The organism is Pseudomonas sp. FG86 (genome assembly GCF_057808775.1).
In genome coordinates this window covers 20,948-32,415 of the sequence record NZ_JBMDIS010000049.1, presented here as the reverse complement: position 1 = coordinate 32,415, position 11,468 = coordinate 20,948, and the positions used below count along the sequence as shown (strand labels likewise).

8 protein-coding genes are annotated in these 11,468 nt (G+C 63.0%); 6 read left to right on the top strand and 2 right to left on the bottom strand.

Translation table 11 applies throughout. From position 1 onward, the window contains the following. Positions 1-89 precede the first annotated feature (89 nt). Positions 90-1,031 carry a transcriptional regulator FeaR gene (feaR, locus tag ACODSV_RS24805; protein WP_024075338.1) on the bottom strand — a complete coding sequence of 314 codons (942 nt, stop codon included), beginning with the start codon at positions 1,029-1,031 and terminating at the stop codon, positions 90-92. A 334-nt stretch (positions 1,032-1,365) separates the two neighbouring features. Here feaR and ACODSV_RS24800 point away from each other — a divergent pair, with 334 nt between their 5' ends. The 5 genes from ACODSV_RS24800 to ACODSV_RS24780 all read left to right on the top strand — a co-directional run bounded on the left by ACODSV_RS24800 (position 1,366) and on the right by ACODSV_RS24780 (position 8,946). Further along, the gene (locus ACODSV_RS24800; protein ID WP_150055362.1) at positions 1,366-3,798 is read left to right on the top strand and encodes a TonB-dependent receptor plug domain-containing protein; all 2,433 of its coding nucleotides are present in this window, start codon (positions 1,366-1,368) and stop codon (positions 3,796-3,798) included. Between the two features lie 62 nt (positions 3,799-3,860). Continuing rightward, positions 3,861-5,474 (top strand): ABC transporter substrate-binding protein, encoded by a 1,614-nt coding sequence (locus ACODSV_RS24795; RefSeq protein WP_190300963.1) that lies wholly within the window; start codon positions 3,861-3,863, stop codon positions 5,472-5,474. Continuing rightward, positions 5,471-6,421 (top strand): ABC transporter permease, encoded by a 951-nt coding sequence (locus ACODSV_RS24790; RefSeq protein ID WP_024075335.1) that lies wholly within the window; start codon positions 5,471-5,473, stop codon positions 6,419-6,421. Before ACODSV_RS24795 ends, ACODSV_RS24790 begins: the two co-directional genes overlap by 4 nt. A gap of 3 nt (positions 6,422-6,424) precedes the next feature. After that, positions 6,425-7,318, top strand: coding sequence for an ABC transporter permease (locus ACODSV_RS24785; protein ID WP_150055360.1), 894 nt, complete (start codon positions 6,425-6,427; stop codon positions 7,316-7,318). Next, the gene (locus ACODSV_RS24780; RefSeq protein ID WP_454843627.1) at positions 7,315-8,946 is read left to right on the top strand and encodes a dipeptide ABC transporter ATP-binding protein; all 1,632 of its coding nucleotides are present in this window, start codon (positions 7,315-7,317) and stop codon (positions 8,944-8,946) included. The genes ACODSV_RS24785 and ACODSV_RS24780 overlap by 4 nt, the downstream gene beginning before the upstream one ends. A 9-nt stretch (positions 8,947-8,955) precedes the next feature. On the opposite strand, the gene ACODSV_RS24775 is transcribed toward ACODSV_RS24780, so the two are convergent. Further along, positions 8,956-10,296, bottom strand: coding sequence for an ABC transporter substrate-binding protein (locus tag ACODSV_RS24775; protein WP_190301010.1), 1,341 nt, complete (start codon positions 10,294-10,296; stop codon positions 8,956-8,958). Between the two features lie 324 nt (positions 10,297-10,620). Here ACODSV_RS24775 and ACODSV_RS24770 point away from each other — a divergent pair, with 324 nt between their 5' ends. Further along, the gene (locus ACODSV_RS24770; protein WP_024075331.1) at positions 10,621-11,139 is read left to right on the top strand and encodes a sterol desaturase family protein; all 519 of its coding nucleotides are present in this window, start codon (positions 10,621-10,623) and stop codon (positions 11,137-11,139) included. Positions 11,140-11,468: the final 329 nt, after the last annotated feature.

Below are 11,468 nucleotides of genomic sequence, written 5' to 3'. Positions count from 1 at the left end.
AGCCCAGGCAATGTTATTAGAGTGCCTGCCACGCCCGAGGACTTGACTGAGTCTGCCAAACCGCTTGGCATTCCCTGCCAGGCCGGCATTTATAGGGCGTGTTGGCGATAGTCCCGAGGGGCATGCTGGAAATGGCGCTTGAAGACGCGACTGAAATGCGCCGCGTCGACAAACCCCCATTTAAACGCGATCTGGGTGATTGATTCATGGCGCAGGTCTTGCGCGCACAGGTCTTGCGCCACCCGTTCCAAGCGGCGTTGCTGGATGTAGCGGGAGATACTCTCGTGGCGTTGCTCAAACAGCCGGTAAAGCTGGCGCACCGAGACGTTCAGGTGTCGGGCCAGGTATTCAGGGCCCAGTTCCGTCTCTTGCAGTGAGGTTTCCACCAGTCGCGTGGCCAGTCCGTAAATATCATCCTGGCCCACGCAGGCAAAACCGGGCTGGCGTTCGTCACGCTCGCGCAGGCCGGCGGCGGCCAAGCCGATCAATGCTTGCGCCAGTGCCGGGCCATCGCTGCGGCCACCTTCGTCCTTGCGCAACTCCACATCCCCCAGCGAGCGCGCCAACGTGCGAATCATGTGAGTGGCGACGCTATTGCGCGCAAGCTTGCCGAACAACTGTTCGGGGCGAAGCTGGTGGCTGACTTCGTCACGTGACAGATGGATCGAGATGTTGTGCACCAGGCCCTGGGGTTCGATCTCAAATGCCTGCGCCGAGTCGACCAAGGCAATGTCGTCAGGCCCCAACTCGATCACCCGGTTTTGCTGGCGAATGCGCTGATGGCCCGCACCCTGGAGAATCAGAAAGCAGTAGCGATCATCGTCCCCGTCCCCCGAGGTGCGCTGGCGGCTGATCAACCCTGCGTTGGTACGGATATGCGCCACCCCCAGGCCGCAGACATCCTGGCCATGGACACTGCCGATAAACAGGCTGTGCTGGTTTGACAGCGTCGTGTTGAAGTTACCGCAGACTGCACGCAAGTCGCGGTTCCAGTTGGCGAATGCATCGCAAGCGTGAAGCAAGGCAGGCATACCCCCCTCCCACTGATTCTTTTTAGTTATTCCGTTAACATATTATCTATCTGCGGCATATGCAAGCCGAGGGGGCCCGCGATGCTGGGGCCTATGGAGCGTGCACCGAGGACTTTGCGCAGCGTTGAGCCGCTCACGGGCAACATAATAAAAATAGATGATCTTATAAATTATTAAGATAACAATATCTAATAATTAGCTTATTCCAAAAAAGACTTTCACTCCCGTTTCTTATAGTAATACCTTCACATCACAGACCGACCCCATGCCTGGCGGAGGACGTACCCCCACGACCACCAGGAGCCTTCAGCAGGCTTACATGGACCTTTCCAACATGCCAGACATCACCGCCCCGCTCCCCCTCAACAAGTTCCACCTGTCACTCTTGACCAGCTCCTTGCTGCTGGCCACCGCGCCCTCCTTCGCCGAGACCACGACGGATGACGCCCAACTGGGCACGGTCACGGTGATTTCCACCGGCATGCGCGGCCAACAACGCACCGTGGCCGACAGCCCGGCACCGATTGACGTGATCAACAGCGAACAACTGCTCAAGACCGGCCGCGCCGAACTGTCCGAGGCCATTGCCAAGCTGCTGCCCTCGTTCAACTTCGGCACCAACATTGCCGGCTATAACTCAGTGACCCGCCCCCTCAGCAACCGCAGCCTGGGCCCGGCCTACACCCTGGTGCTGGTCAACGGCAAGCGTCGGCACAACGGCGCGACCGGCCAGCGCGGTTCGATCGATAACAGCGGCGCGAACGCGGTGGACATCGACCTGATCCCGGTCAGCGCCGTCGACCATATCGAGGTACTCAAAGACAGCGCTGCCGCCCAGTACGGCTCGGATGCGGTGGCGGGCGTAATCAACGTGATCCTCAAGAAAGACAACAGCGGCGGCCACCTGGAGACCAGTTACGGCCAGTTGTTTTCCGGCCAGGGCGAAACCATCAAGGTGGCGGGCGACGAGGGGTTCAAGCTCGGCGAACGCGGCTTTTTCCACTTCTCCGCCGATGCCCGCAAACGCGGAACCGCCGCCTGGAACGACAAGGCCGACAGCACGGTCAGGGCGTTCAGCGACCCCGCCAAGGAAGCCGCCTGGAACCGGGTGGCGATCAAGAACGGCGACCCTGACCTCAAGGCATTCAACCTGGCCTACAACGCCGAATTGCCCCTGGAAGACCTGACGCTGTACTCCTTCTCCACCTATGGCGAGCGTGACGCCGAGGCCGCCAACTACTTTCGCCTGCCCACCGGCAGGGCCGCGGTGCCCGAGGTATTTCCGGACGGTTACTACCCGCTGAACAACATCAAGGACCGCGACTACCAACTGCTGTTTGGCGGCAAGGGGCAAGTGGCCGAGTGGAACTGGGACCTGAGCACCACTTATGGGCGCAACAACGTCCACCACTCCAGCGACCTGAATATCAACCCGTCGCTGGGCACCGCCTCACCGACGCGGTTCGACAACCTGGCGACCTTTCGCTTTGAGCAGTGGGTCAACAACCTGGACATCACTCGCCGCTACGACAGCCTGTTCAACCTGACCTCGCCTGTGCAGGTGTCCGCCGGCCTGGAACACCGCTGGGAACATTTCAGCACCTTCGCCGCAGATCCCGAGGCCTATATCACCGGCACTTACCCGGCGGCGTCGGGGGCGCAGGCGGCCGTCACGATTCGCCCGGAGGATGAAGTCAGCCTGATCCGCAATAACTACGCCGGTTACCTCGACCTGGGCTTTGACCTGACCGAGCGCTGGTTCCTCGACGTGGCCGGCCGTGTCGAACATTACGACGATGACTCTGGCAATACCTTCGGGCTGAAGGTGAACTCACGCTACGAGCTGACCGACACGGTGGCGGTACGCGGTACGGTCGGCACCGGCTTTCGTGCGCCGTCCCTGACGCAGATCGGCTACACAGTGGCAGACAACCGAGTGGCCATCGATGTGAACGGTAACGTGGTGCCCGCCGTGACCCGCTTGACCCCTTCCGGCAGCAACCTGGCCAAGGCGTTGGGTGGCGACGACCTCAAGCCGGAGAAATCGCGCAACCTGGGGCTGGGCCTGACCTGGCAGCCAGCGCCACGCACCAGCATCACCGCCGATGCCTACCTGATCGACATTGATGACCGCATCGCCCTGACCAGCAATATCTACGACCAGGGCAATGGCGCCATCAATGCCATCCTCGCCGCCCAGGGTGTACCCACCGGTACCTGGGTCAACTACTACACCAACGCCTTCGACACCCGCACCCGCGGCCTGGACATCGTTGCCGACCACACCACGCCGCTGGATGCCTGGGGCGATGTGCGCTGGAGCCTGGGCTTCAACTGGAACAAGACCACCATTGAAGACAGTCGCGGTACACCCGCCGCCCTCGCCAATTCCGGCGTGACCCTGGTGGGCCGCGACCGCGAGGGCGACCTCACCGAAGCGTCGCCCAAGACCAAATGGATCCTCGGCGCCAACTGGAAGGTCGCGGACCTGGCGGTCAACCTGCAAACCAGCCGCTATGGCGCGGTCAAGACCCTGGCGGTGAACCCCACGGGCGACCGCAGCTTCGGCGCCAAATGGATCACCGACCTGGACGTCAGCTACACCTTCGTCGACCACCTGACCGTCAGCGTCGGCGGCACCAATATCTTCGACGTGCGCCCCGACCGGCACGCCGTCTACAGCAACCTGGGCCTGGCGCCCTATGGCAACCCGCCGTTCTATCCGGGCGGCGGCTACTGGTACACCAAGCTGGCCTACGACTTCTGACCCACCCCTTGCATACACCGTAATCGCCACCTGAGGGCACTCCATTGAATACCTCCAACTTGATGAGCCGTCTGCTGGCCCCCTGCGCATTGGCGTTAAGCCTTGCCGCTTGCTCACCCTCGGGTAACGACACCCAGGCCGGCAAGACCCTGAATATCGCCTTTTTCGGCGACAACACCACCCTGGTCAGCGTCGATCCGTTCCAGGTCTACTGGCTTGAACACCGGGTGTTGCTGCGCAATGTCGCTGAGTCGCTGACCGACCAGGACCCGGAAACCGGCAGGATCATTCCCTGGCTGGCGAAAAGCTGGGAAGTGAGCGACGACGCCCTCACCTACACCTTCCACCTGCGCGACAACGTCACCTTCAGCAATGGCGAGCGCTTCGATGCCCAGGCGGTCAAGACGGCCTTCGACAGCAACAAGGCGCTGGCCACCGAGTTACCGGCCACCTTCGGCGCCACTTACCTGGCGGGGTTCGATCACGCCGAAGTGGTCGACGACTTCACCGTCAAGCTGGTGCTCGCCAAGCCGAATGCGGGCTTCCTGCAGGCCACATCCACCACCAACCTGTCGATCCTTGCCCCGGCCTCCTATGCGCTCAGCGCCAAGGAGCGCTCGTTGGGCAAGATCATCGGCACCGGCCCGTTCATCCTGGCCAGCTATACCCCGGAAGTCGGCGCGCACCTGACCAAGCGCAAGGGTTATGCCTGGGCGTCGGCCAATATGAAGAACCAGGGCGAGGCCCACCTGGACGCGGTGGACATCAGCTATATCCCCGAGGAAAGCGTGCGCAACGGCCTGTTCCTGCAAGGCAAGGCCGACATCCTGTGGCCGCGCAACCCGTTCTCCGAGGTGGACCTGAAACTGTTCCAGTCCAGGGGCGCAACCATTCAAAGCCGCTCGCTGCCGGGCCCGGCGCTGAACCTGTACCCCAATACCCGTGGCGGGCGTGCCTTGGCCGACAAACAGGTGCGCCTGGCCGTACAGAAAGCCATCGACCGCAAGAGCTACGCAAGCACGGTGTACAACGCCGAGTTCCCGGTGGTGGACGGCATCTTCGATGTGACCACGCCCTACTTCAAGAGCCAGGGCGCCAAACTGGTCTACGACCCGGCCGCCGCCGAGCGCCTGCTGGATCAAGCCGGCTGGGCCAAGGGCGCGGACGGTTATCGGCAGAAAAACGGCAAGCGCCTGAGCCTGAGCTACAACATCAGCCCGGCAGAAACCGCCGGCGATGTGTTGATCCAGGATCAGCTGCGCAAGGTCGGCATCGAGCTCAAACTCAGCGTGGTCACCCGCGCCGAATGGGTCGCCAACAACACCGCCGGCAATTATGACCTGACCATCAACTATATGACCCGTGCTGATCCGATCATCCTGCAAACCATCCTCGATCCGCGCACCGCCAACAGCTCGACCCTGGCCACCAACCTCTATGAGCCGGCCGTGCTGGACACCGCCAAGGGCCTGTTCGATGCCGGCATCACCGCCACCCAGGGCGCACAACGCGCCACGGCCTATGGCGATTTGCAAGACCTGTTGATCGATGAGGGTTCGGCGTTCCCGGTGTATGAACGCGTGTGGCAGGCAGCGACCTCGCCACGGGTGAAACACTTTCGCTGGACCGCCGAGGGCTTCGCATTGCTGGGTGATATCGAGGTCGGTACGCCATGAGCCGTTACCTGATCGGCCGGATTGGCCAGGCGCTGCTGGTGCTCTGGGGCGCCTATAGCATCACCTATTTCATTTTGTACCTGCTGCCGGGCGACACCCTGTCCATCATGCTCAGCGCCTCGGGCATGGAGGCCGACGCGCTGTCGGTCGAAGACCTGGCCAAGGCCCGCGCTTATTACGGCCTCGACCAGGGCGTGTTCGAGCAGTATTTCAACCTGCTGCTCGGCGCGCTGCACGGTGACTTCGGCCAGTCGCTGTCGCTGAATCGACCGGTGGCCGAGCTGCTCGCCGAGCGATTGCCGCAGACCTTGTCCCTGGCCGGGCTGGCGATTGTGTTGTCGCTGCTCGGCGGTGTCGGCCTGGCCTACCTGACTGCGTACCTGCGCTGGCGGCCGTTAAAAATCGCGTTGACCCGGTTGCCGTCGCTGGGCTTTTCAGTGCCGGTGTTCTGGATGGGCCTGCTGCTGATCCAGGTATTCGCGTTCGGCCTCGGCTGGTTTCCCGCCACCGGCAGCCGCGGGGTTGAAAGCCTGGTGCTGCCGGCGATCACCCTGGCGATCCCCAGTGCGGCGGTGTACGCCCAGGTGCTGCAACGCAGTTTCCAAGGGGTGTGGCAGGAGCCCTACATCGTCACGGCCTATGCCAAAGGCTTGAGCCGTGGCCAGGTGCAGGCGCGTCACGGCTTTCGCAACGCGGCCCTGCCGATTCTCACCCTGATCGGGCTGCAAGTGGGCAATACGGTGTCCGGCGCGGTGCTGGTGGAAACCATCTTTGCCCGCTCCGGCATCGGCCGCCTGGCGCAGGAAGCGGTGCTGCGCCAGGACATTCCAGTGGTGCTGGCCATCGTTGCCGTCTCGGCGGCGGCATTTGTGCTGGTGAACCTGCTGGTCGACCTGCTCTATCCCTGGCTCGACCCGCGCATCTCCCATACGCCAAAGGTGTCCTAGACCATGACCACGATTGACCGGCGTCTTGCGCCAACCACCCTGGCTCCCCCCCTCTGGCGCCGTCGCAGCCGACTGCAACGCGCCGCCTCGGCGGTGCTGCCCCTGCTGCGCCGCCCCGGTTTCAGCCTGGCGCTGCTGGTGGTGCTGTTTGCCCTGGTCGCGGCGGTGTCGCCGTCATTGCTGAGCAGTTTCGACCCCTACGCCACCGCGCCGGCCGCCAAACTCAGCGCGCCCAGCCTGGGCCACTGGTTCGGCACCGATGAGCTGGGGCGCGACCTCTACACCCGCGTGGTCTACGGCGCCAGCCTGTCAGTGCTGGCGGCGTTCCTCGCGGTTGGGATCGCCCTGGTCGGCGGGCTGGGGCTCGGCATCCTGTCCGGCTTTGCCGGCGGTCGCATCGATGCGGTGCTCATGCGTTTTATCGATGTCTTGCTGGCCCTGCCCGGCCTGCTGCTGGCCCTGGCGATCGTCACCGCTATCGGCTTCGGTACCGTGCCGGTGGCCATCGCCGTGGGCGTCGGCATCATTCCGGGGTTCGCCCGCACCACCCGCGCCGAAGTGCTGCGCGTCAAGACCTTGCCCTACGTCGAAGCCGCGCGCCTGGGCGGCGCCAGCTGGCGGCGCACCTTGCTGCGGCACATCCTGCCGAACGCGTGGGGCCCGGTGGCGGTGCTCGCCACCCTGGATTTCGGCGCCGCGATCCTGGCGACAGCGGGCTTGAGCTTTCTCGGTTTCGGTGCTGCGCCACCGGCAGCGGAATGGGGCACCTTGATCGCCAACGGTCGGCACTTCCTGATCACCGCTCCGTGGGTCTCGTTGCTGCCAGGCCTGTTCCTGGTGGCCGTGGTGTTCAGCCTCAACCATATCGCCCGCACCTTCGAGGAGATCCAGCGATGACCACCGATAACAACCTGTTGATCGATGTACGCCAACTCAGTGTCGGCTACCGCTCCGGCGGCCAGACCCTGCTGGCGGTACAACGCCTGTCATTGTCGATGGCCCAGGGCGAAACAGTCGCGATTGTCGGCGAGTCGGGCTCGGGCAAATCAACCCTGGCCAACGCGATTCTCGGCCTGCTGCCCGAGCACGCGCAGATCAGCGCGGGTCAACTGTGGGTAGACGGCAACGAACTGACCCATGCCAGCGAACGCCAGAAACGCTTGCAGCGTGGGCGCACCGTCGGGCTGGTGCCCCAGGACCCGATGGTCAGCCTCAACCCGACCCTGCGCATCGGCCAGCAAATCGCCGAGGCGCTGATCCTGGCCAAGGGCAAGCGCTACCCCGGCGTCGATGCCGATATTGTCGAGCTGCTGCAACAGGTGGGTATCGACAAGCCGGTCCTGCGGGCCCGCCAGTACCCCCATGAACTCTCCGGCGGCATGCGCCAGCGCGTGCTGATCGCCATCGCCCTGGCCGGCAACCCCCGCCTGATCATTGCCGACGAGCCGACCAGCGCCCTCGACGTCACCGTACAACGCAAGATTCTCGACCACCTGCAACGGCTGGTCAGTGAACGGGGCATTTCCCTGCTGATCATCACCCATGACCTGGGCGTGGCCATCGACCGTGCCGACCGCATCCTGGTGATGAAGCAAGGCGAAGTGGTCGAACAGGGCCCGCCCCGGCAGATACTGGCGAACCCGCGCCACGACTACACCCGCGCGCTGATCGCCGCCGCTCCCGCGTTCGCCAGGCGCCGAGAGCCACACGCCAGGTCCGATGCAACGCGCGCACCGATCCTGCGCCTGCACAACGTCGGCAAGACCTTCAGCCTGCCCAAGGTGAAGGGCGAAGCCCCCACCTTCGTGGCCCTGCAAGACCTCAGCCTGCAGGTCTACCCCGGCCAGACCCTGGCCATCGTCGGCGAATCCGGCTCAGGCAAGAGCACCGCGTTGCGCATCGCCCTGGGCCTGGAGAAACCGACCCAGGGCCAGGTCTGGTTCGAGCAGCAAGACGTCACCACCCTGAGCTGGCGCGAATTCCGCCCGCTGCGTCAACGCCTGCAACTGGTCCAGCAAAACCCGTTCGCCGCGCTCGACCCACGCTTCACGGTGTTTGACAGTATTGTCGAACCCCTGGTGTCGTTCGGGCGGCTCAAGGGGGCGGCGCTGGAACACGCGGCGCGCGAGCTGATCGGTCGCGTGCACCTGCCGGTCAGCTTCCTCGATCGCCTGCCGCGCGAGCTGTCCGGTGGCCAGTGCCAGCGTGTCGCGATCGCCCGTGCGCTAGCGTTGAAGCCGGACCTGTTGCTGCTCGACGAGCCGGTCAGCGCCCTCGATGTGTCGGTGCAGGCGCACATCCTCGACCTGCTCGAAGAGCTACAGCGGGAAATGGGGATTGCCTATGTGCTGGTGTCCCACGACTTGTCGGTGGTGGCCAACTTTGCGCATGAGGTGTTGGTGCTGCGCAATGGCAAGGTGGTCGAACAGGGGACGGTGGAACAGATCTTCAACCGGCCGGGCAGCGATTACACCCGTGAATTGATTGCCGCCATCCCTGGCAGCGTGGCGGCCACCGCCGCCTGAGCCGGTGGCCTACTCGGCCGCGCAGTCACGCGCTGCGATGCCTTTTTCCTGGGCATACGCAGCGGATTTGGCTTCGATCAACGGACGCAAGGTGGCGCGGTCGGCCTGGACCCAGTCGGTCACCAACAGCCACTTTTGCCCGTCCCACTGCTGCACCCGCGCCGCGCCGCCGCCTTCATGGTCGGCGCAGGACAGTTTCAACGGCGCCAGCAACCCTTCGAGACCCAACGCTTTGATGCGCGCTGCGTCGATGTCCAGGTGCTCGAACGCCCAGCGCGTTTCTTCGCCGTTCAACCCACGGTGGCCGAACTTGGCCTGGCCGGTGCGCAACGCCTCGACCGCAATGGCCGCGTTGATCAGGCCAATGTTGTAGTAGACCTTGCCGAAGTAACTGGGGTCCTTGAGGTTGCTTTTGCCCGGATCAAGGATGAACTGCTTGAGCCTGCGGTGAATTTCAAAGGTGTCGCCACCCGGGAACGGCGCCAGTGCCTGGTAGCCTTTGGCAGCGGTGCCCGCGGGAATCACGTCGGCTTCGGAGCCGGCCCAGACATCCCCGATCAGGCGATCCACCGGGATGCCGAAACGTACGGCGGTCTTGATACCGACCGGCGTGGATACGCCCCAGGTACGCAGGAAGACCCAGTCCGGATTGATCTGGCGCACTTGCCGCCATTGGGTGGACTGTTCATTGCCAGGGTCGGCCACGGGGATCTGGATGTTCTCGAAGCCGTACTTATCTGCAAGCAATTGCATGGCGGCCTGGGTTTCACGGCCATAGGCAGAGTCGTGGTAGACCGTCACGATCTTCTTGCCCTTGAGCTTGTCCAGCCCCCCCTCACGCTGGGCGATGTAGTTGATGCCCACCGACGCCTGGCCGTAGTAGTTGAGCAGCAACGGAAAGGCATAGGGGAACACGCGGCCATCGGTCGACTCGGTACGCCCGCCGGCGCCATCGATCAACGGGATATGGTCGACGGCGGCACGGTCCATCAGCGCATAGGAAGCCGGCGTGCTATGGGTGAAGAAGAAGCCGGTGGGCGCGCCGTCCAGGCCGGCCTTGTAGCGCTCGTAGCATTCGATGATGCGATCGGTCTTCCACTCGGTCTCGCACTCCTGCCAGACCAGCTTGACGCCGTTTACACCGCCTTCGACCTCGTTGATGTAGCGGAAGTAGTCAATCTCCCCCGCCCACCACGGAATGCCGCTGGAGGCGTAGGCGCCGACCCGATAGGTCGCCAACGGGATGAACTGTTGATCATTGGCCGCCTGGGCCACGGCGGGCAACAGCCCGCCAAATGTGCCGATGGCCAGCAGGCCGGCGATTAACGTGCGCTTGAAGGGGATGTGCATGGGTGTGGTTTCTTATGAAAGGTGAGGGTTAACCCTCCCGTTGTCGGGTCAGTGCCAACCCACTGACAACACAAATCATGCCAAAGCATAAGCCTCGTAGATTCAACGGGTTACCCCCATTCGCGCGAAGCGTAGGGCCCGTGAAATCGCACAGTTTATTGAACCGGTGTTGCGCCACCAACAGCGCCTCGGCCGCTTTGCGCGGTGTGGATGGGAGGATTTATTTGCGGCCGCGCATTCAAACGGCACACACCTTCGGGTACATTCAGCGCCCCTACGGACAGCACGCCCGCCCCTTATCGGGCATTCAAGGACACCCTGCGCATGGCTGCATCAAACAAATGGCTGATGTCATCGGTCGCGTACTACCTCGACTTTTTCAGCGTTCCGCTGTTCGTGATCCTCGCACTTTACCTCGCACCGTTTGATCCCGGCCTGGCGCTTGCCGGGTTGTTGGGATGGACGTTGGTGGAATATGGGGTACACCGTTTTCTGTTCCACTCGCTGTATCGCCACGAGCATTGGACCCACCATGTCGATGTGCTCGCCTTTATCGGTGTATCCAGCTGGAAAACCAGTTCGGCGCTGGCGGTCCTGTTACTGCTGGCCTGGTATGGGCAACTGACCTCGGTATTCGTCGGTGCGGTGGTGGGCTATTTCTATTACATCTCGGTGCACTACGTGATGCACCGCCCCAACCATTGGGCTTATCGGTTCATTCCAGGGCTGATCGCCAATCACGATCTGCACCATCGCAAAGGTATCGAGAAGAACTTCGGGGTCTCTTCGCCGCTGTGGGATCACGTGTTTCGCACCTTCATTCGAAATGAAGCGCGCGGCTGAGCCCCCCGGTAGATAGGGCCGTTGTGGCGAGCGCTCGTGTTGTGGCCAGTGGGCTTGCTGTGGCGAGCGGGCTTGCCCCGCGTTGGGGCGCGAAGCGGCCCCATTCCAGGCGATGTGTTTTTAACTGACACACCGCGGGGCCTGGTTTTGGGGCTGCTGCGCAGCCCAACGCGGGGCAAGCCCGCTCGCCACAGTTACAGTCCTTACATTCCTTACATTCCTTACATTCCTTACAGTCCTTACAGTCCTTACAGTCCTAACATTCCTTACATTCCTTACAGTCCTAACAGTCCTAACAGTCCTTACAGTCCTAACAGGCATTCGGCCTT

Excerpts from the sequence above, each read along its gene's own strand:
- ACODSV_RS24790 (WP_024075335.1), top strand. The coding sequence starts at position 5,471 with ATGAGCCGTTACCTGATCGGCCGGATTGGCCAGGCGCTGCTGGTGCTC.
- ACODSV_RS24780 (WP_454843627.1), top strand. The coding sequence starts at position 7,315 with ATGACCACCGATAACAACCTGTTGATCGATGTACGCCAACTCAGTGTC.
- ACODSV_RS24770 (WP_024075331.1), top strand. The coding sequence starts at position 10,621 with ATGGCTGCATCAAACAAATGGCTGATGTCATCGGTCGCGTACTACCTC.
- ACODSV_RS24795 (WP_190300963.1), top strand. The coding sequence starts at position 3,861 with ATGAGCCGTCTGCTGGCCCCCTGCGCATTGGCGTTAAGCCTTGCCGCT.
- ACODSV_RS24785 (WP_150055360.1), top strand. The coding sequence starts at position 6,425 with ATGACCACGATTGACCGGCGTCTTGCGCCAACCACCCTGGCTCCCCCC.
- ACODSV_RS24800 (WP_150055362.1), top strand. The coding sequence starts at position 1,366 with ATGCCAGACATCACCGCCCCGCTCCCCCTCAACAAGTTCCACCTGTCA.
- ACODSV_RS24775 (WP_190301010.1), bottom strand. The coding sequence starts at position 10,296 with ATGCACATCCCCTTCAAGCGCACGTTAATCGCCGGCCTGCTGGCCATC.
- feaR (WP_024075338.1), bottom strand. The coding sequence starts at position 1,031 with ATGCCTGCCTTGCTTCACGCTTGCGATGCATTCGCCAACTGGAACCGC.